The 21,610-nt window shown below is 34.3% G+C and carries 18 protein-coding genes; 13 read left to right on the forward strand and 5 right to left on the reverse strand.

Translation table 11 applies throughout. From position 1 onward, the window contains the following. Position 1 precedes the first annotated feature (1 nt). The 11 genes from BC962_RS13870 to BC962_RS13920 all read left to right on the forward strand — a co-directional run bounded on the left by BC962_RS13870 (position 2) and on the right by BC962_RS13920 (position 13,657). Positions 2–1,138 (forward strand): glycosyltransferase family 4 protein, encoded by a 1,137-nt coding sequence (locus BC962_RS13870; protein WP_121346611.1) that lies wholly within the window; start codon positions 2–4, stop codon positions 1,136–1,138. Then, entirely contained in the window at positions 1,135–2,676 is a 1,542-nt protein-coding gene (locus tag BC962_RS13875) for a glycosyltransferase family 2 protein (RefSeq protein WP_121346612.1), read from the forward strand. The genes BC962_RS13870 and BC962_RS13875 overlap by 4 nt, the downstream gene beginning before the upstream one ends. A 215-nt stretch (positions 2,677–2,891) precedes the next feature. Further along, the gene (locus BC962_RS13880) at positions 2,892–4,763 is read left to right on the forward strand and encodes an asparagine synthetase B family protein (protein ID WP_121346613.1); all 1,872 of its coding nucleotides are present in this window, start codon (positions 2,892–2,894) and stop codon (positions 4,761–4,763) included. Beyond that, the gene (locus BC962_RS13885) at positions 4,753–5,748 is read left to right on the forward strand and encodes a glycosyltransferase family 2 protein (RefSeq protein ID WP_121346614.1); all 996 of its coding nucleotides are present in this window, start codon (positions 4,753–4,755) and stop codon (positions 5,746–5,748) included. Before BC962_RS13880 ends, BC962_RS13885 begins: the two co-directional genes overlap by 11 nt. 44 nt (positions 5,749–5,792) lie before the next feature. Next, positions 5,793–6,599, forward strand: coding sequence for a class I SAM-dependent methyltransferase (locus BC962_RS13890; protein WP_121346615.1), 807 nt, complete (start codon positions 5,793–5,795; stop codon positions 6,597–6,599). Positions 6,600–6,672: 73 nt separating this feature from the next. Beyond that, positions 6,673–7,782 carry a glycosyltransferase family 4 protein gene (locus BC962_RS13895; protein ID WP_121346616.1) on the forward strand — a complete coding sequence of 370 codons (1,110 nt, stop codon included), beginning with the start codon at positions 6,673–6,675 and terminating at the stop codon, positions 7,780–7,782. Continuing rightward, the gene (locus BC962_RS13900; protein WP_121346617.1) at positions 7,779–8,861 is read left to right on the forward strand and encodes a glycosyltransferase; all 1,083 of its coding nucleotides are present in this window, start codon (positions 7,779–7,781) and stop codon (positions 8,859–8,861) included. The genes BC962_RS13895 and BC962_RS13900 overlap by 4 nt, the downstream gene beginning before the upstream one ends. A gap of 2 nt (positions 8,862–8,863) precedes the next feature. After that, complete coding sequence (locus BC962_RS13905) at positions 8,864–10,222, forward strand: O-antigen ligase family protein (protein WP_121346618.1); 1,359 nt, start codon at positions 8,864–8,866, stop codon at positions 10,220–10,222. Beyond that, complete coding sequence (locus tag BC962_RS13910) at positions 10,179–11,192, forward strand: glycosyltransferase family 4 protein (RefSeq protein ID WP_121346619.1); 1,014 nt, start codon at positions 10,179–10,181, stop codon at positions 11,190–11,192. The genes BC962_RS13905 and BC962_RS13910 overlap by 44 nt, the downstream gene beginning before the upstream one ends. Further along, the gene (locus BC962_RS13915; RefSeq protein ID WP_121346620.1) at positions 11,192–12,205 is read left to right on the forward strand and encodes a glycosyltransferase family 4 protein; all 1,014 of its coding nucleotides are present in this window, start codon (positions 11,192–11,194) and stop codon (positions 12,203–12,205) included. Before BC962_RS13910 ends, BC962_RS13915 begins: the two co-directional genes overlap by 1 nt. Before the next feature lie 54 nt (positions 12,206–12,259). Next, entirely contained in the window at positions 12,260–13,657 is a 1,398-nt protein-coding gene (locus BC962_RS13920; RefSeq protein ID WP_121346621.1) for a sugar transferase, read from the forward strand. Positions 13,658–13,756: 99 nt separating this feature from the next. Here BC962_RS13920 and lnt read toward each other — a convergent pair whose 3' ends face one another. Then, on the reverse strand, positions 13,757–15,343 hold the full coding sequence (gene lnt, locus BC962_RS13925; protein WP_121346622.1) for an apolipoprotein N-acyltransferase: 1,587 nt from the start codon (positions 15,341–15,343) through the stop codon (positions 13,757–13,759). 179 nt (positions 15,344–15,522) lie between these two features. On the opposite strand from lnt, the gene BC962_RS13930 reads away from it, so the two are divergent. Further along, a complete protein-coding gene (locus tag BC962_RS13930; RefSeq protein WP_121346623.1) occupies positions 15,523–16,302 on the forward strand; it encodes a CDP-alcohol phosphatidyltransferase family protein in 780 nt (259 codons plus the stop codon). Here BC962_RS13930 and lptB read toward each other — a convergent pair whose 3' ends face one another. The 4 genes from lptB to BC962_RS13950 all read right to left on the reverse strand — a co-directional run bounded on the left by lptB (position 16,303) and on the right by BC962_RS13950 (position 19,281). Beyond that, positions 16,303–17,043 (reverse strand): LPS export ABC transporter ATP-binding protein, encoded by a 741-nt coding sequence (gene lptB / locus BC962_RS13935; RefSeq protein ID WP_121346624.1) that lies wholly within the window; start codon positions 17,041–17,043, stop codon positions 16,303–16,305. A gap of 63 nt (positions 17,044–17,106) precedes the next feature. Further along, positions 17,107–17,463 carry a carboxymuconolactone decarboxylase family protein gene (locus BC962_RS13940; protein ID WP_121346625.1) on the reverse strand — a complete coding sequence of 119 codons (357 nt, stop codon included), beginning with the start codon at positions 17,461–17,463 and terminating at the stop codon, positions 17,107–17,109. 4 nt (positions 17,464–17,467) lie between these two features. Then, entirely contained in the window at positions 17,468–18,316 is an 849-nt protein-coding gene (gene tatC, locus BC962_RS13945; protein ID WP_121346626.1) for a twin-arginine translocase subunit TatC, read from the reverse strand. Then, positions 18,316–19,281: a KpsF/GutQ family sugar-phosphate isomerase gene (locus tag BC962_RS13950; RefSeq protein WP_121346627.1), complete on the reverse strand. Its 966-nt coding sequence runs from the start codon at positions 19,279–19,281 to the stop codon at positions 18,316–18,318. Before BC962_RS13950 ends, tatC begins: the two co-directional genes overlap by 1 nt. A gap of 83 nt (positions 19,282–19,364) precedes the next feature. Between BC962_RS13950 and BC962_RS13955 the strand changes: the two genes are divergently transcribed. Next, positions 19,365–21,560, forward strand: a complete 2,196-nt coding sequence (locus BC962_RS13955; RefSeq protein WP_121346628.1) for an ATP-dependent DNA helicase RecQ — start codon at positions 19,365–19,367, stop codon at positions 21,558–21,560. The last annotated feature ends 50 nt before the right edge of the window (positions 21,561–21,610 follow it).

A 21,610-nucleotide genomic window follows, 5' to 3' on the forward strand; every position in this document is an offset into this window, starting at 1 on the left:
TATGCATATTGGTTTCATAACGCCGGAATATCCCCATCTCGAGCTGCCTGGGTCTGGTGGGCTGGGGACTAGTATTAAAAACCTGGCCGACAATTTAATAAATGAAAACATCAGGGTTTCAGTTTTTATTTTAGGAACCTCTATTGAAAAGGATTTTATTGAAAATAATATTCATTTTTACTTTTTAAAAACTTTAAGGTTTCCCGGATTTACATGGTATGTTACGAGGATTAAATTTCAGAACACAATTAATGCAATTGTAAGTAAAACAAACATAGATCTTTTAGAAGCCCCGGATTGGACGGGAATTACCGCATTTATGAACTTCAAAGCTCCTTTGGTGATACGTTGTAATGGAAGCGACGCCTATTTTTGTGATCTTGAAGGAAGAAAACAGAAATGGAAAAATCGATGGTTTGAAAAAAACGCTTTGAATAATGCTGATTCTATTATTAGCGCTAGTTTCTTTACAGGTAAAAAGACCAAGGAGATCTTTAATCTTAAAAAGAATATTCAAACCATTTATAATGGAGTTAATGCTAATGATTTTAGACCATTAAATCTTGAACAGAAGCCACAATCTATTCTATATTTTGGAACGATTATTAGAAAAAAAGGGGTTTTAGAATTAGCAGCCAGCTTTAATGTTTTGAAAAAAATGGCTCCTAATACTGTTCTTACCTTATTAGGAAAAGATAGTATAGATGTAAAGGAAAATAGATCTACCCTTCAAATGGTAATGGACCTAATTGAAAATAAATATAGGGAAGATGTAATTCATTTGGCCGAAGTGCCCTATGATAAAATATCAAAGGAAATTGCTAAAGTAGAGGTAGTAGTTCTACCTAGCTTTGCTGAAGCCTTCCCCATGACATGGCTAGAAGCTATGGCCATGGAAAAGGCAATGGTAACATCCAATATTGGATGGGCAAATGAAATGATGATTAATGGAGAAACAGGCTATATGATTGATCCAAATGATCATATGGATTTTGCCAAAAAAATTCATCGACTGTTAAACGATTATGACCTAAGAAAGAATATGGGTAAAAGTGCTAGAGAGCAAGTGAAGCAATATTTTTCTTCTGACGTTCTTATAAAAAGAAATATTGAATTTTATAAAGCTATGATCCATTGATCCTTATAATTCACATAAGTGGAAAAAAGATTATCGAAGTTAAAAACACCTCGGGAGATACTGTGAATTGTAATCAGAGTGATTTAACTTGCGCCTTTTGGGATCTGGCAGAAAAATTCCCAGAAGAGATCATAGCTTGGTGTGAGGAAAAATATTGTGACGATCTAAATATTGTGCAATGGTCGCAGATATTTCACCATGATCGTATCATGGCTTCATTTGCCATTGAAAACAAATTCTTCTCTGATAGTATTGGCTATATAGACCAATTGCCATTCGTAAATGTAAACAGAAAAGTTTTGTATGCAACTTGGCAAATGAGCAGTGATGTAGGAGGTAGTAAGGGGAAAACCCTTCTAAAATTCAAATCGCTTTTTGAAGGAATAAAAGACTTTGATTTTTTGTTGAATTCCATCACTAAGTTTGGTCAGCAAAACGGACTTTTTTGTTATTCTGCTCCCGGATTGGTGAACCGGACCTCAGATAATAAACCTAAAGCCACAGCGACTTCAAGCCAGTTATTTTCCTTTATATATAAATATTACAACACAATTTGGCTTTCAGTTTTGTTTTGGTGTTACTTGAAATATGAAAACAAATTTCCACTCAAAGCTTTTTTGCAGGCGTTTTTAGAGGAAAAGTCCTTTTTACAAAAGATAGATCTGTCGGCAATTGGGATTCAATCCAAGAAAATTCCAGAAACTTCTGATTCCCTAGATGTAATTATCCCTACCATGGGTCGGTCAAAATACCTGCTGCAGGTAATGGAGGACCTGAGCCTTCAAGGTCTGCTTCCAAAGAGGGTAATTGTGGTGGAACAAAATCCAGATGTGAATTCCCTTTCAGAATTACCTGAACTGTATTCCAAAACTTGGCCTTTTGAAATAACACATCATTTTATTCATCAAACCGGTGCCTGTAATGCACGAAATATAGCTTTGAAAGAAGTAGAGTCAGATTGGATCTTTTTTGCTGATGATGATATTCGTTTTGAGCCTGATCTATTGGAGAGAGCTTTAACGGAAATGAACAGATTGGGAGTGTCTTCAATCAATATGAACTGTAAACAAAAAGGCGAAAAAACAATTTTCAAAAAAATAAAACAATGGGGCAGTTTTGGTTCTGGAACCAGTATTGTTAATAGTGCTTTTGCCAAACAATGCGCTTTTTCCTCCATTTATGAACACGGCTATGGGGAGGATGCCGATTTTGGGATGCAGTTACGAAATTTAGGTTGTGATATCATTTACCATCCTGAAATTGAAATTCTGCACTTAAAAGCACCCATGGGAGGCCTCCGTGAAAAACGAATATTGGCCTGGGAACAGGAAGAACCATTGCCCAAGCCTTCGCCCACTTTAATGGCTTTTGCCCTTAACTATTATAATATAAAGCAAATCAGAGGTTTTAAAACTTCTTTATTTTTAAAGTATTATAATAAACAATCGGTTAAAAATCCCCTGACTTATGCAAAATCAATGAGATTGCGCTGGAAAAAAAGCGAGTTGTGGGTGGAGAAGTCGATGAAGGAGGAGTGAATGGGTAGTGATGAAATAAAATAGAGAAGAGAGAAAAGAGAAAAAATATTCGTGCATTCGTGGCAAAAAAAAATAGTGAAGATTAATTAGAAATCAAAGAGCCAGGAACCAAGAGCTATAGATCAAGAATTAAGAAGAAAGGTTCAGGAGAAAAATACTCAATTATTATTTTAATAGTTTATATTTCTAAATAATTAACTTATCGTTGCACTTCAATGAAATTCCTTCTAAGCAATATTTCCATCGGCAAAGATATTTATACGAAATCTCCCTTTGATTTAAGGAGCAAAAGTATAGGGCCATTAAACTTACTTTCAGAAAAAGGAGTCGAAATTTTGGAAACTGAATCTCATACCAGCATTACAGATGGATATCTAAGGGATTTAAATTGTGACAGTCCAAATAGCCATATACATACCGAAAGAGCTATTGAACAAATAATTGCCGGATGGCCGCTTCCGGAACATATAACCGGCTCATTTTCTACGACAATTATCGATATGAAATCCCTTGAAATTACGATTTGTAATGATTTGATAGGGCTTTATCCGGTTTATTATTTAAAAAACAAAGAAGGTTTTTATGTTTCTAACAGCATTATTTTGATGGCCCTAATTTCCGGTTGTGAATTTGATGAAGTTGGGATTTTGCAAAGATCGATTGGGCAGGATTTTTCTAATATAGGTGCCAGGACAATTTTAAAAGATTGTAAGCGGCTGTTGCCGGGGCAATATTTAAAATTGGATAAGTTCGGAGAAAAGCTGGAAACAAAATACGATAATTCCCTGTTTCAGGATATATCTTCTCCAGATCAAAAACATCAACTACATAAAAAGTATTGGGAAGCATTTAAGAAAGAAGTAACACTCTGTTTAATTGATCAGGAAGAAGTTAAAGTAGCTCTGAGTGGAGGAATAGACAGTAGGGTAGTCTTAGGAGCAATTCCTTCAGATAAAAAAATAAGCTGTTTGACTTTTGGAGCAAAGGTAAATTATGAAACAAAGATCGCTTCCAGACTCGCCAAAATAAAAAAGGCAGGTTTTAGCAACTTTTATCAACCGGATCTTTACTTTCCTTCTTATGAAGTTTTAAAGAAATACACGCTTCAAACAGAAGCTGTTCAAATTTGCTCCTGGTTGGAAATCATGGAAAATGTGAAGGCACAACCTGTTGTTCCAATGCTTTTAGGGGAACTTTGCGAGGCACTGCCCGGGAGAAATATCCTTAAATATTCTTCAAGGAATTTCAGACAGGAAAATTTTATCAAATATTATCTTCTAAAAAAGGATTATCAGTTTGAAAAATCAACTCCAGAAAATTTTGAAGCTTGGAAATCTAAGATACTTAGCCGGTATTTGATCTATTATGGAAAAATTAGATTGAACAGAATGGATTTTAAGATTTCTTCGAAAGAATTGAATCAAGCGGTGAAAGAGGATCTTGAAGAGCTTTTTTCCAGAATAGAAGCTCATAAATTGCCTTATGCTGAACTCTATGATGAACTATTCTCCTGGTACACCTATACCCGAATGCGCTTAGCAAAACAATTGCAAATTTCAAGCTTTAGTTACCGTGCTTTTAGTCCGGCGATGTCTATACAGATACTGAGAAACACAAGCAATATCCATCCGAATCTAAGGCTTAATTACCGCTTTGCGAAAAAACTTTTTAAGGAATCAAAGGAATTGATAAAATTCAATAAAGTTCCAACCAACCAGGCACCTCTTGTTCCTCAATATTTCCCTGACTTGATTAAATTTCCTGTATGGGGAATTCGTTCTAAAATTGATGGTTATTTGATAAAAAGAATGATGAAAGGTAAAAATGCAGGAAACCGCTACAGACTTTTTAAATCAATTGATTGGGCAGGAGCATATCAACTTCCGGATATGGAAAAAAATTTAAAGGATTATTTTAAAATCAACCACTTGGGAGAAGAGTTTTTTAAAAGTATTTTAAACCAATCTGTTCAACGTAAAGAATTAAATCATTGGCCCTTCGCGAATATTGATATAATGAATGCTGCAAGTTTGAATATGGAAATTGACCTAATAAAATCCCTAAGAGAAGAGATAGATGAAGTTTAGTTTAATTATTTGCACCTACCAAAGACCTGCCGCTTTGATCAAATTAATGGAATCTGTGCAGGAACAGTTGTTGGTTCCAAATGAAATTTTAATAATTGACAGTTCTCCCAATGACAGCAGTAAAGATGCATTGCGAGGAAAATTTTACACCGGGTTAAAATACTTTAAAGTTGGGGTTGAAAGAAGAGGATTGACAAAGCAACGAAATTTTGGAATCCAGAATGTAGCTGAGTCCTCTGAAATTATTTGTTTTTTGGATGATGATATAGTATTAACGCCGGAGTATTTTAAAAATTTGATCAGTACTTATTCCCAAAACCCTAATGCTCTTGGAGTAGGAGGTGCAATTATTGATGAGGTGAAATGGAGAACAAATCCCTTAGGGAATGCAATAGAACATAACGAATTTGAAATGGATGGCTATGTTCGCAAATTGGGAAGCCGAAACTTGCTCCGTAAAAGAATTGGTTTGTTAAGTAACAAACCACCTGGATTTATGCCCGAATTTTCCAATGGCTTGTCCATAGGTTTTTTACCGCCTTCCGACAAAACATACCCTGTGGAATTCTTTATGGGCGGAGTGGCCTCTTACCGGAAAGAATTATTTGAAAAAATAGGTTTTTCCACCTATTTTGAGGGCTACGGACTTTATGAGGATATGGATTTTTGCCTACGAAGCTCCAAAATTGGTCAGCTATACGTTAATACAGATGCCAAATTATTTCATTACCACGAGGAGGCAGGTAGGCCAAACCGATTCAATTACGGAAAAATGGTAGTGAGAAACGGTTGGTATGTTTGGCGCGTTAAATATCCAAATCGAAATATTAAAGCTCAACTAAAATGGCATAGCATTGCTTTTTTGTTAACTTTAGTGCGGATTGGAAATGTGATCAATACCAATCGAAAAAAAGAAGCCATAACTGAAAGTTTAGGTAGAATTGTGGGATGGTGGAGTTTGATCTATGATAAGCCTAAATTTTAAAATAACACCTTTTTTATATAGTCATAAAAAATGATCGCGATTCAATGAACTCTCATGAAACTTTAGAAACGAACAAGCGCCAAAAAGATTTCTATGATAAAAAGAGAAAAAATTTTGCCACTAAAATTTGGTATTCCCTGCGAAATGGGATTCTTCGGGAAGTCAGAAAAAGTATAGGGGTAGAAAAACAGATTCATCAACTTCATCTTGAATGGTGTGGAGATTTATCCAATAAAAAAGTATTGGACCTAGGCTGTTATGAAGGAAATTCCCTGTCAATGTATCTGGCGAAAAACTCTAAAGAGTATATAGCGATAGATCTAAGTGAAAAAGGAATTTCGCATCTTAGAAACAGATTAAAGAATATAGAACAAGCGAATGCTTTTGCAATCGACTTTCTTTCTGAAGAATTTACCGAAAAGGATTTTGATCTCATTTATGCGTATGGCGTCCTTCATCATTTTAAGGATGTAGAGCAATTGATTAACAGATTAAAGGAAAAGCTAAATACTAAAGGAACTATTATTAGCAATGATCCATTGCAAACAAGTCTGCCAATAAAGCTGTTAAGAACAATTTACAGGCCCTTTCAATCTGATAAGGACTGGGAATGGCCATTCTCAAAGAAGGTTTATTATCAATTTGAAACTTCCTTTAAAATAAAGGAACGAAGGGCAATGCTAGGCAAAGCAAAATGGCTTTTTATAGTTAATTTTCTTCCTTTGTCGGCGGAAAAGAAATTGGCTATAGGAAAAAAATGGCACTTGGAAGATTGGGAAAAATCTAGGGATTCTGATCCCGATATGTTCAAGTGCATGCATTTAACAATGTTGATGCAGAAAAAGGATTGAAGCTGAATCATAGAAAAATCAGATAATTAGTTCAGATCGATATTTAATTAAGAAACTGGAATTTACTGCAAAGATGAAATTTGCCATTATAACCTATATACTTCACAAAGAACATAACAAGTCTTATTACTCTTATGAACCCTATATTAGGGAAATGAATATTTGGCTAAGTAATGCAGATGAAGTTATTGTATTGGCTCCCAAAATCTTGTCAATTCCAAATACAATTGAAACTCCTTACGTACATCCTAAGATTGCCTTCCTGAAAATTCCGGGAATCTCTTTTTTAAATTTTAGGGAAATAATCCGAAGCCTGATAAAATTCCCGAGAGTTTGTTATGTTATTTTCAAAGCTATGAAAGAAGCAGACCATATCCATTTACGTTGTCCGGGGAATATAGGTTTAATAGCATGTTTTATTCAGATACTTTTTCCAAATAAACCTAAAACAGTAAAATATGCAGGGAACTGGGATCCAAATTCAAAACAGCCCTGGAGCTATAGATTTCAAAAGTGGATCTTAAGAAATATTTTCCTCAGCAGGAATATAAAGGTATTGGTTTATGGAGATTGGCCGGAGCAATCAAAAAATATCCTGCCTTTTTTTACGGCATCTTTTTCGGAAACGGAAAAAGGCTTGCCTAACAAAGATTTTATTTTCCCATTTAAATTCATTTTCGTGGGGAGTTTGAGCCCGGGAAAACGACCTTTGTTTGCCATTAAACTGATAGAATTCTTAATGGGAAAGGGCATTCCGGTAAAACTTGAGATCTACGGAAGTGGGGTGCTTAAAAACGAATTGCAGGAATATATAGCCACAAAAAATCTGGATCCCTTTGTCAGGCTTATGGGGAATTGCAAGCTGGAAGAACTGAAAGGAGTATATAAAGCTTCCCATTTTTTAATCTTGGCATCACAATCTGAAGGCTGGCCAAAAGCGATTGCTGAAGCTATGTTTTTTGGGTGTATTCCTATTGCAACTTCTGTTTCATGTGTGCCTTATATGCTAGATCATGGAGAGCAGGGAATCCTTATAGAGCCAGAACTTGATAAAGCGGGATTAAGCGTACTCTCTTATTTAAAAGATGAAAAGAAGTTGGATGATGTGTCGAAAAGAGCTTTAACTTGGTCTAGACAATTTACTTTGGAAAAATTTGAGAAGGAAATTACCAACCTAATATGAAAGTACTGCAAATTATAGATTCTTTAGATCCGGGTGGCGCTGAACGGATGGCTGTTAATTACGCTAATTTGCTATATAAGAATAATTTTGACTCTCATATTTGTGTTACAAGAAAAGAGGGGCTACTAAAGGATCGAATCGCTTTAGGAGTTTTTTATATTTTTTTGGATAAGAAAAGCACCTTCGATATTAAAGCGATTTTAAATCTTAGGAATTATATAAAGGAACATAAAATTGATATTCTGCATGCACATGGTACTTCTTATTTTTTAGCCACGTTTATAAAGATCTCTTATCCTTCGGTTAAGTTAATTTGGCATGATCATTATGGAAACAGTGAATTCTTAAATGAAAGAAAATCTACTATTTTAAAATACTGTTCTAAACATTTTGACGGTGTTATATCGGTGAATGCTAAATTGAAAATTTGGAGCCTTCAATTTTTACATTGTAAAAAAGTCATTAAAGTAAATAACTTTATAAATGCTAATTCTGAGAATTCTATGGGGATAATAATTAAAGGGGATCCATCTGCCTTTAAAATTATTTGTGTTGCTAATTTACGACCACAAAAAGACCATATAAATCTTCTTAATGCATTCGAAATTTTAGTATCTAATTACAATATGAGCCTGCATTTAATAGGAAATGATCCTCAAACTACTTACTCTAAAAAAATAATTGACAAGATAAATAATCCATCATTTAAGGATAAAATCTTTTATTATGGTAGTCAAAAAAATGTTATAGACTATTTAGAAAATTGTGATCTAGGGGTGCTTTCATCAATATCTGAAGGGCTTCCGTTAGCGATTTTGGAATATGGTATTTCCGGCATTGCTGTGGTCACAACTAATGTTGGGCAATGTGAGGAATTGATAAATGGGAATGGTAAATTGGTGTCACCCAAACAACCAAAAATGCTTGCAGATGAAATTTTGTTTTATTATAAAAATAAACAAGAAAGAATTTTTGACGCAAAAAAATTAAACTTACATGTTCTTTCTAATTATTCGGAAGAATGTGTTGCAAAGGAGATAATAGGTTTTTATTCAGAAGTTATTAATGATCATAATTAAATATGATAAATCAGCCTAAAAGTTTTTCCTATATAGAAATACTGCTATTGCATATTGTGATGGCTGTAGCTATTTATTTATATAGGCCGATGTCAGGGATGATACTTTTTGGAGTTTTGCTATATTTCACTTTTATTATAATACAAAACGAAAACAGAAATAACGAAGCGCTTATGGCAGCGGCTTATATTGCCGGGGCGGAGGTGTTCTTTAGAATGACAGATGGAATGGTTTTTTATGAGACCGGAAAATATTCTGTCATCATATTTATGGTTATTGGAATGTTTTTTAAAGGGACCTCATCTAAAACAGTTCCTTTTTGGACCTATCTTTTGTTTCTTATTCCCGGAATTATTGTGGCCTCTTTTGCAGGGACTTATGAGATTGAATTTAGAAAGCTTATTGCTTTTAATTTAAGTGGACCTGTTACTATTGGAGTCTCGGCATTATATTGCTATTATAAAAAAATTAAAAGAAAGGATTTTGAAAGAGTCGTAGTCATGCTGCTTATGCCACTACTCGCACAAATGTTCTATCTATATTTATATACTCCCTCATTAAAGGAAGGTATAATAAGTTTGTCTGGGAATTATGCGGCGACAGGAGGATATGGTCCCAACCAAATCTCCACTGTTTTGGGGATGGGTGCATTTCTACTAGTTACGAGATTATTCGTTATAAAAAATAGGCTTGTTAATATTTTGGACTTTATATTATTAGGGATGATGGGGTATAGGGCTGTTATTACATTTTCCAGAGGTGGGGTAATTACAGCTATAATATGTATGATTGCCTTCATAATAATATTTTATTATAAACAAAATTCCAGAGAAGTTGGGAGAATGAACTCAAAAATATTTATGCTTTTTGCGGCTTTAATATTAATTTGGTTCTATTCCTCTTTTAAAACTTTTGGACTAATTGAAAATAGATATAAAAGTGAAAATGCTGCAGGAGAACTAAAAAGTGATATTACAACCGGAAGGGTGGAACTTATTGAAACCGAATTGCATGCCTTTTATTATAATCCTTTATTGGGAATAGGTGTTGGAATGGGAAGGGAATACAGAGAGAAAAACTTAGGGATTGAAATTAATACACACAATGAAATTAGCCGCTTATTATCTGAACATGGAATGTTTGGAGTGATTGCCTTACTTATTCTTATATTTGTCCCGATTGTATTTTGGACCAAGTTTAAAAATAATTATTACTTTTTAGCATTTATGGCTTTTTGGTTTTTAACTATTAACCATTCTGCAATGCGAATTGCCTTGCCGGCCTTTGTTTATGGCTTAGCTTTATTATATATCGTTGATGAGAAAAAACCTCCTGTACATAGGAAACGACTTAGCTATTAACAGCTTTACTGCTACTTATATTTCCTTTTTTAGCAAAGTGCTAAAGAAGGAGGGATACGCTGTGAGAACTGCTTCCAATAAGAATAATAAAGCATTGCGCTTAGTGGAAATGCTGGGGATGATAATGAAATATCATAAATCTACAGACATTGTTCTTATTGATACTTACGGGGCTTTGAACTTCTATTATGCATACCTGGTTGCGAAAGCTTGCCAATTTTATAAGCTGGATTATATTCCAATTCTTCATGGAGGAAATTTGCCCACTAGATTAGAAGAGTCTAAAGCCTTTAGTGATACCCTGTTTGGAAAAGCAAAAATGAATGTGGCACCTTCACAATTTCTCTATAGAATATTTAATAAGGCTGGTTTTAACAATTTACAGATAATTCCAAACGCGATAGAGCTCAATAAATTTCCCTTTAAAGAACGTAATAGTTTTGCCCCTAAAATGTTGTGGGTACGGCGATTTCAAGGGAGGTATAATCCTATGATGGCTATAAAGGTATTGGAGCAACTTAAAAAAGAATTTCCCTTAGCAGAACTTTGTATGGTCGGACCGGAGAAAGATGGATCGCTTCAGAAATGTAAAGAATATGCAGAAAACCACGATTTAAAAGTGATCTTTACCGGGAAGCTCAAGAAAAAAGAATGGGCAAAAGTGTCTGAAGACTATGATATCTTTTTGAACTCTACCAATATAGATAATACTCCCATAAGTGTGATTGAAGCAATGGCACTTGGATTGGCAATAGTCTCAACAGATGTGGGGGGGATGAAAGACCTAATAGATAACCATGAAAATGGGGTTTTAGTTCCATGGAAGGATGAAAGCTCTATGGTGTTGGCTATTAAATCTTTATTGAAAGATCAGGAGGGAACTTCACAAATGACCAAAAATGCCCGAGAAAAAGTTTCAAATTTTGATTGGGAAAAGATAAAAGATAATTGGAATGAATTGCTTAATTGATGGGAAGATCTATTTTATATATAGGTAACAAACTATCAGATCCCAATGCAAATCCAACATCTCATAAATCCCTAGCGAAAGCATTAGAATCTGAAGGTTTTCATATTTATTCTGCATCAAGCTTAAAAAATAAATATCTGAGATTGGCAGATATGGTTTTTTGCTTTCTTATAAATCTTAATAAGTTCAAAATCATATTAATAGATGTTTATAGCACACAGAATTTCTGGTATGCTATTATTATTGCTCGGCTGGCCAGACTTTTCAGAAAAAAATATGTCCCAATTTTACATGGTGGGAATCTTAAGTATAGATTTGAAAATTCTACCTATGCAGTAAATAAATTACTTAAGAACGCACATCATATAGTTGCACCTTCAATTTATTATAAGAATGAAGTTATCAATTTAGGTTACCATAAAGTAGATCATATTCCAAACCCAATTTTTATAAAAAATTATATTTTTAAAGCTAGAGATCAATTTCAACCAAAATTGCTTTGGGTTAGGGCTTTTAATGAAATTTATAATCCATTGATGGCTATAAAATCTTTAGAGTTGGTTTTAAGGAAATATCCTTATGCCGAATTGTGTATGGTTGGTCCCGATAAGGATGGCTGTTTGGAAACTTGTAAGCAATATGTGGATAACAACAAACTTCCCGTAACATTTACGGGGAAGCTTAATAAAAAAGAATGGACTCGGCTGGCTTCTAATTTTGATATATTTTTAAACACCTCGAATATAGACAACAGTCCTTTAAGCGTTATTGAAGCAATGGCTTTGGGATTACCCATTATCACTACTAATGTGGGCGGAATGCCTTTTTTGATCGAACATTCCGTAGATGGTTTACTCATAAATAAACAAGCTCCACATGAAATTTCTTCTTGGGTAGATTGGATAGTACAGAATCCTGAGAGTACTAGGAAAATTACAGGAAGAGCGCGTGAAAAAGTACTGAATTTTGATTGGCACAAGATTAAAGAGGATTGGAAGGAGTTACTAGCTTGAAAATTTTTATATTTAGATTGAAATCAACCCGAACCTAAGCTCCCCCTATAGAATATGGCTCAAAAATCAATAATTCATTTTGATATTTCAGAACGAAAAGTTCTGTTAAGGATAATGGACATATTCTGGGTACTCTTTACATTAACCTTGGTGAGTGTTATCTTTGAGTTTGATTATTTTAGGATCTCATCGAACTACTGGGCTTGGACATTAGTATTAATAATTTATCTGGTTATTTTCTCCAGTATCTTCGAGTTATATGATCTACAAAAAGCGAGTAAATTTGAAATTGTATTAAAAAATGTGATCTTAACAGTATCTGCAACAGTGCTGTTTTTTATGCTTACTCCATATTTTACACCTAGCTTACCCGCAAATAGATTACAGATCCTATTTTTCTATCTCTCTATGGTGGGAGCCTTATTAATTTGGAGGTTCGCTTATATCACGCTCATTTCATCTCCCAGATTCTATAAAAAAGCGCTGTTAATAGGGGATATAGCAGAATTGAACTTGATGGTGGAGGCGCTCCAGAAATCAGATCCTAATTATGTGATTATTGGTTATATTAATACTGGGGAAAAGACAGAGCAACTTATTTCTTCCGAGTTACAGCAGTTTGAGGCTTCTCATTTAAAGTCTATAATTGAAGATGAAAACTTAAATGAAATTGTGGTAGCCAGTTCTAGTGCTCGCTCCAAAAATGTAACTGCATCTTTATTGAAGGATCTAAACAGCTTGCTTATTCAGGGCTTTCCAATTAAAGATTATACTCAGGTATATGAGAATTTAACCTACAGGGTGCCCGTTCAACATATAGGAAAGGACTTTTATAAATTTTTTCTGTTTAGCCGAAGTAATCATAATAAGTTCTACCTCTTTTTTCTTAGAGTTTTTGACGTTTTTATGTCAATAATTGGCCTTTTGATATGCTTAGTTTTAATTCCAATTGTATATCTCATCAATTTTATAGCTAATAGAGGTAGCTTATTCTATACCCAGGATAGAGTAGGTAAAAATGCTAAAAAATTTAAGATCATCAAATTCAGAACAATGCTGAAGGATGCTGAAATAAATGGTCCCCAATGGTCGGAAAAAGGTGATAATAGAATAACCCCTTTTGGATTATTTTTAAGAAGAGCCAGATTAGATGAATTTCCTCAATTTCTAAACATCTTAAAAGGTGAAATGAGTATTATTGGGCCTAGACCCGAGAGACCAGTATTCGTTAAGGAACTTTCTAAAACACTCCCATTTTATAAAACAAGACATATTGTAAAACCTGGTTTAACAGGCTGGGCGCAAGTAATGGCGAATTATGGCTCTAGTTATACAGATAGCCTTGAAAAATTACAATACGATCTTTATTACATTAAGCATAGAGGATTATTTTTAGATCTAAATATTCTCTTAAAAACATTTAGTACGATCCTATTTTTTAGAGGACAGTAATCACCTCCTATATCTTCCCCAAAGGGGAGGACTTTAAATATTAGTTTTATGAATCATTCATTGCTCCCTTCCCTTCGGGAAGGTCTGGGGATGGGATTATTATCGATTCCGCTTATATTTTACTACAGAAAATAAGAACAGAAATAATGCTAGAAACTGAGAGATCCTTGCAATATAATCTCCATATTTCACGTAAAAAGTCTGTTTGTCATTTATTGTGATCTCACTTTTTATACTTCCCTGCTTTGCATAACCCAAACTTTTTGTCACCTGCCCTGTTTCATTTATAAATGCTGAAATCCCAGTATTGGCACTTCTAACAACAGATCTTCTGGTTTCCACCGCTCTTAAACTAGCATAGCTTAAATGTTGTTTATGCCCTTGTGTATTACCCCACCAAGCATCATTTGTTATAATTGTAAGGAAATTTGCGCCGTTCTTTACATAGCCCGTTACATATTCTCCATAAACAGATTCATAACAAATAATTGGAGCTGTATTCTGATCCCTTTTCAGTTGAAAGACTTCGCGGTTCTCTTGCGTGGTTTTCATTGCAACTGTCCCTCCAAGGTCTATCATAATATTCCCAAGAATTGGTTTCAAAATATCTTGATAGGGAAAATTCTCCACGCCAACTACTAGTTTGGATTTATGATATAATTCTGGTTCACTTTCAGAATTCATAAAGAATGCTGAATTATAGTCGTTGTACCAATCATTGGGTCCAATGTAATTACTTTGTTTCCCTACTTTTTTTGGATCATTGAATCTTTCAAACATGGAAATTCCACTTAAAAAATTGAGGTTAGGGTTTCTTTTTATTAATTGATCCCCAAAATAAATAGCTTCTGAACGTGGAAACTGAGACAGTGCGGTTCCATCTGCAAATACGGTTTCAGGGGCTATCAATAGATCTGTTTTTTCAGTAGCTAATGAATCACTGAGTTCTACTAGTAACTCTCCAATCCTAGTATCTGTAGTGTTATATTTTTCAGTATAGGGGTTTATGTTTGGCTGAAGTATTACCACTTCAATTTTATCCTTCCCTTCCGTATAATTAGCCAAAATTAAATAAGATAAAGCGATAGGAAGAATAATCATTAAACTGATCTTTATTGAACTTCGAATTAAAATTTCTTTTTTTCCATGTTCTTTATAAAGTAATAAAGATTTAAAAATAGCTATGTTTACTAACCATACCCATAAACTACCGCCGAAAGTTCCAGTATACTCATACCACTGTACCCAGTTTATATAATTTGAAAATCCATTCCCTAAGTTTAGCCATGGCCATGAGAATTCCCAATTTAAATGTAATCTTTCGAAAACGATCCATAAACAAATTAGAAAGGCAGAAGATGCCTTGAAATTGGTTCTTTTGGCAACTATATGATAGAGTAAGAAAACCAATGCCATTAAAAGTGAATTCACTGAAATGGCAAAAGCTCCTCCGAACGGAGTGGAAAAATATAACCAATACGTAGTGATCAAATTCCAGATAAAGAAAGAGAGGTACCCGTAACCTAGTACTTTTAGTTTTATGGATTTGCCGCTAGAAGATCTTAATTTGTATTCTAGATATAAGAGCGGTACAAAACCAAAAAACAACAATAATGGAAAACCGTAAGTAGGCCAGGCAAAGGCAAGTAATATCCCGGAAAGGATTGCGTAAAGAAGATTTTTCATGAAAATTTATTCTATTCAAAAATAGGAAAGACTTTTATATTGTACTGCCGATTAACTAAAATCTTAATTAAACTGAATATATAATCTGAATGATTTTGAATAGTTACTTATAATTGTAATATTTTTAGATTCCTTTAATTTCAATTAATTACTTTAGAAGCCTAAAATAAATAATACACATGTCCATAAAAAAACACATTCCTAATATAATTACTGGTCTTAATATGTTATGCGGAACCATAGCAGTAATTTTTGCAGTACAAGGTAACCTCATAATGGCTGCATTGTTCGTGGGATTAGGGATATTTTTTGACTTTTTTGATGGATTGGCTGCCCGAGCCTTAAATGTGAAAAGCGAAGTGGGATTGCAGCTAGATTCTTTAGCAGATATGATTACTAGTGGTTTAGTTCCTGGGATTATTATGTATCAGTTATTTTTGAGAGCACTTCCTGGAACTTTAGATCCAATGTCAGATAGTTGGAGTGCTGATGCTGCCAATACTTGGTTAGAGTGGAATATCCCTTTTTTGGCAATTGTAGGTTTACTGATTGTTGTAGCTTCTGGTTATAGATTGGCGAAGTTTAACGTGGATGAACGTCAGACCGATTCATTTATAGGACTTCCAACTCCTGCTAATGCCATGCTTATCTTAAGTTTGCCTTTAATTTTGGTCTATCAGCCTCATCCAATAGCAGTCTCATTAATTCTTAATGAATGGTTTTTGGTTGGTTTAACTCTTTTTAGCTGTTATATGCTAAATGCAGAAATTCCATTATTTGCGCTGAAATTTTCTGATTGGTCTTTCAATAAAAATAAGTTGAGATATTCTTTTATCGCATTCTGCTTAATCATGATCATCCTTTTCCAATTTATTGCCATCCCACTTATAATAGCTAGTTATGTGTTGCTATCAATAATTTCAAATGGAATGGAATCTAAACGACGGGAGCTAGTATAACTAATCGAAGATCTTCTTTTTCCTTAATTCGAAATTCTGGCCTAGGTATACCTTTCTAACCATTTCGTCTTCAGCTAATTCTTCTGGACTACCATGTTTAAGAATGTTCCCTTCGAACATAAGATAAGTTCTATCTGTTATAGCAAGGGTTTCCTGTACATTGTGATCTGTAATAAGAATACCAATATTTTTATTTTTTAATTGGGCGACGATTCGCTGAATATCTTCCACCGCAACAGGATCTACTCCCGCAAATGGTTCATCTAGAAGAATGAAATTTGGATCGGTTGCTAGGGCGCGGGCAATTTCGGTACGTCTTCTTTCTCCACCGCTTAAAAGATCTCCTCTACTTTTTCTAATATGTCCAAGTCCGAATTCCTCAATAAGAGATTCCATTTTTAGATGTCGCTCCTTCTTGGATAATTTAGTAAGCTCTAAAACACTCATTATATTATCCTCTATGCTCAGTTTTCTAAATACTGAAGCTTCTTGGGCTAAATAACCAATACCATATTGAGCACGTTTATACATCGGGAATTTAGTAATGTTCTCGTTATCCAGGTAAATAGTACCGCCATTGGGTTTTATTAGACCCACGATCATATAGAAAGAAGTGGTTTTTCCGGCGCCGTTTGGCCCAAGTAAGCCCACGATCTCTCCTTGATTTACTTCTACAGTGATCCCTTTCACAACCTGTCGGCCTTTATATGACTTTACTAAACTTTCGGCTTTTAACTTCATGAATATTTTTATTGATCTAAGTTAAATTTATAAAAACAGGTAATAATGGAATTACTATAAATATTAGGCTTTATCTTTAATGGTTTCCAGTTCATCCCAATATTCATAAGCTCTTCTTAAGTGTGGAATAACAATAGTTCCTCCTACTAAAGTTGCAATGCTTAAGGCTTCCATAACCTCTTCTTTGCTCAATCCAACTTTATAAGATGTTTCTAAATGGTATTTCACACAATCATCACATCTTAATACCGTAGAGGCTACAAGACCTAATAATTCCTTTGTTTTTACATCTAAAGCTCCTGCTGCAAACGCATTGGTGTCTAGATTAAATATGCGTTTTATGATCTTGTTATTATCTCCTAAGATCTTATCGTTCATGCGCTCTCTATATGCATTGAACTCTTCAACTTGATTTGTCATTCTATTATTTTCTAGCTAATTTATTTTTATTTGCTCTTTCTTCTTTCTGAAGTCTTTTATAAACAATTTTCGATATAAAAATGCTTATTTCATATAAAACCAAAACAGGAATGGCTACAATTATTTGGCTCACAATATCTGGAGGAGTTATAATTGCTGAAAGTATCAACACCCCGATAAGCGCATATTTCCTGTATTTCCTTAAAAAATCTGGGGTAAGTACTCCTACCTTCGTTAAAAAGAAAATCACAATCGGTAACTCAAATATTAAGCCACTTGCTATTACCGAAGCTCTAACAAGACTTATATAACTGCTAAGATCAAATTCATTTAAGACGAGTTCACTTACTTGATATTTTCCTAAAAAATTAATGGACAAAGGGGTGATTACGTAGTATCCAAAAAGTACTCCTAGAAAGAATAAAAGGGAGGAAATGAATATAAATCCTCGAGAATTGCTGCGTTCGTTTTCCTTCATTGCAGGAGCAACAAATTTCCAGAATTCATAAAGCACATATGGAAAAGCAATCACAAATCCTGCAGTAATAGCTACCCAAATATGAGCGGAGAATTGACCTCCCATTGTTCTACTCTGAATAGAGAAAGGCATGACGTTGTTACAAAACCCTCCATCTACCCCAAAAAAGGAGGTGATTTTACAAAGAAGATCATATGTCCAGAAATCTGCTTTACTTGGCCCAAAAAGTAGCACATCAAAAATAAATCCTTTAGCTAAAAATGCAATAGTTGCTGCAATTAGCACTGCCAATGTAGATCTTATTAAATGCCATCTTAGATCTTCTAAATGATCCAGAAAAGACATCTCTTCTTCCGGCTGACTAACTTTTCCCATTATATAATTCCTTCTCGTATTAAGTTATGAATATGCACAATTCCCGCATATTTACCATCTTCAACAGCAATAAGTTGAGAGATTTTATTTTTTTCTAAAATAGCTAAAGCTTCTACTGCCATCATGTCCTGAGCTACCGTTTTTGGATCTTTACTCATGATATCCAAAGCAGTAAGGTGTATAAAGGCATCATTATTCCTCAACATTCTACGTATGTCTCCATCTGTAACGATCCCAATAACTTTTCCTTCTTCTATTACGGCAGCTACTCCTAGCATTTTTTCGGAGATCTCAATGATCACATCTCTTACGTTTGTATTAGGCGCTACTTGTGGTAATTGGTTTTGAGCAGTGATATCACTAACTCGCAAATATAATTTTTTACCTAAAGCTCCTCCTGGATGGTACTTGGCAAAATCTTTACTTGTAAAGCCTCTTAGATTTAATAAACAAACTGCCAGGGCATCTCCTAATACAAGTTGTGCCGTGGTGCTAGTGGTAGGCGCCAAATTATTTGGACAAGCTTCCATTTCTACAAACGCATTCAAAACAAAGTCGGATTGCAATCCTAAGAATGAATCTTTATTTCCTGTAATTGCTATGAGTTTATTATTGAAATTTTTAATTAATGGAACTAAGACTTTGATCTCTGGAGTATTACCACTTTTAGAAATACATATCACCACATCATCTGTAAGTATAGTTCCAAGATCCCCATGAATAGCATCGGCTGCATGCATGAATACCGAAGGAGTACCTGTAGAGTTTAAAGTTGCGACTATTTTATTTGCAATAATTGCACTTTTCCCTATTCCTGTAATAATTACTCGACCCTTTGAATTATAAATGCATTCAACAGCATCTGAAAAATCTTTATCTAGTAGACTTTCAAGGTTTGCAATCGCTTTTGCTTCAATCGAAATAGTTTCTTTGGCAACAGAAAGGATTTTTTCTTCTAGTTTCAAATTTGTAGAATTATGAATTGTGAATCTTAAAGAAATATGTATCTTTATTAATGCAAATGTAAATAAAATTGTAACACGATTTAATGAGCTCTACCGAAATCGATTTACACCAACAACTTAAAAAGTACTTTGGATTTAGTCAATTCAAAGGCCTTCAAGAACAAGTGATTAAAAGTATTGTAAACAAACACAATACTTTTGTTATAATGCCTACCGGTGGTGGGAAGTCACTTTGTTACCAACTCCCAGCTTTAATTGAAGAAGGAACGGCCATAGTGGTTTCGCCTTTAATTGCACTAATGAAAAATCAAGTGGATGCTATTCGCGGGATTTCTTCTGAATATGGGATTGCGCATGTGCTAAACTCTTCTTTAAATAAGTCTGAGATCAAGCAAGTGAAGGAGGATATTACCAATGGTGTAACCAAACTATTATATGTCGCCCCAGAATCTCTAACAAAAGAAGAGAATGTGGAATTTTTAAGAGGGGTTAAGATCTCTTTTATGGCGGTAGATGAAGCTCATTGTATAAGTGAGTGGGGTCATGACTTTAGACCAGAATATAGGAATTTAAGACATATTATAAAGCGAATTGGAGATAATATTCCAATTATAGGACTTACAGCTACAGCAACCCCAAAAGTACAAGAGGATATTCTTAAGAACCTTGGGATAACAGATGCTAAGACCTTTAAGGCGAGTTTTAATCGCCCTAATTTGTATTATGAAATAAGGCCGAAAACCAAAAATGTAGATTCAGATATTATACGTTTCGTTAAGCAAAACGATGGGAAGTCTGGAATTATTTATTGTTTAAGTAGAAAGCGTGTAGAAGAACTAGCACAAGCACTTCAGGTAAATGGAATTAAAGCGGTTCCTTACCATGCCGGTTTAGATGCAAAAACCCGTATCAAACATCAGGATATGTTCATTATGGAAGACATAGATGTTGTAGTGGCAACTATTGCTTTTGGAATGGGGATAGATAAACCAGATGTGAGGTTTGTGATCCATCATGACATCCCAAAGAGTTTAGAAAGTTATTATCAAGAAACTGGTAGGGCAGGTAGAGATGGGGGCGAAGGTCATTGCTTAGCTTATTATGCCTACAAAGATATAGAGAAGCTAGAAAAATTCATGAGCGGTAAACCTGTTGCAGAACAGGAGATCGGGCATGCATTGCTGCAAGAAGTGGTTGGATATGCAGAAACTTCTATGTCTCGTCGTAAATTCTTGCTTCATTACTTTGGAGAACATTTCGATGAGAAAACTGGAGAAGGTGCTTCCATGGATGATAATGTCCAGAATCCTAAAAAGAAACACGAAGCTAAAGAGGAGGTTGTGCTTTTACTGAAAACAGTTAAAGAAACAAATCAAATATATAAGGCAAAAGAAGTTGTAAACACTCTGATTGGAAAAGCTAATGCTTTGATCCTTTCACACAAAACAGATGAACATCCTCTTTTTGGTAAAGGTAAAAACAGAGAAGCTCTATATTGGACAGCTCTTATCCGTCAGGTTTTGGTTACCGGAATGCTGAAAAAAGATATAGAAACTTACGGCGTTGTAAGAATTACAGAAAAAGGAAAGGATTTTATTGAAAATCCTAGCTCTTTTATGATGACGGAAGATCATATTTATGACTTTTATCAAGACGATACAAATACTCCCAAAGCAGGAAGTGTAGATGCCGATGTGCAATTAGTGAAAATTCTAAAAGATTTACGTAAGAAAGTAGCTAAGAAGCAAAATGTTCCTCCTTTTGTAGTTTTTCAAGATCCTTCTATTCAAGATATGGCTCTAAAATATCCAATTTCTATAGAAGAATTGAGTAATATACATGGAGTAGGGGAAGGAAAAGCAAAGAAATTTGGTCAAGAGTTTATCGAGGTCATCAATAATTATGTAGAAGAAAATGATATAATTAGACCAGATGATTTTATAGTGAAATCTACAGGATCTAACAGTGGTCTAAAACTGTACATAATTCAAAATGTCGACAGGAAATTGCCTTTAACAGACATCGCATCAGCAAAGGGAATGGAAATGAATGAATTTATTAAGGAAATGGAAGCTATTGTATATAGTGGAACTAAACTTAATATAGATTACTGGCTTAATGATATCCTAGATGAAGAGCAACAAGAAGAGATACATGATTATTTTCTTGAAGCCCAATCAGATAAAATTGAAGAAGCACTGGAGGAATTTGATGGAGACTATGATGATGAAGAATTACGTCTATATCGAATTAAATTCATTAGTGAAGTAGCAAATTAATTCCAATTTCCGAATTTAAAATTCAAAACCCGAAATTCGAAACCTGAAAT

The sequence above is a fragment of the Gillisia mitskevichiae genome, from assembly GCF_003634585.1.
In the GTDB taxonomy this organism is placed as follows: Bacteria; Bacteroidota; Bacteroidia; order Flavobacteriales; family Flavobacteriaceae; genus Gillisia; species Gillisia mitskevichiae.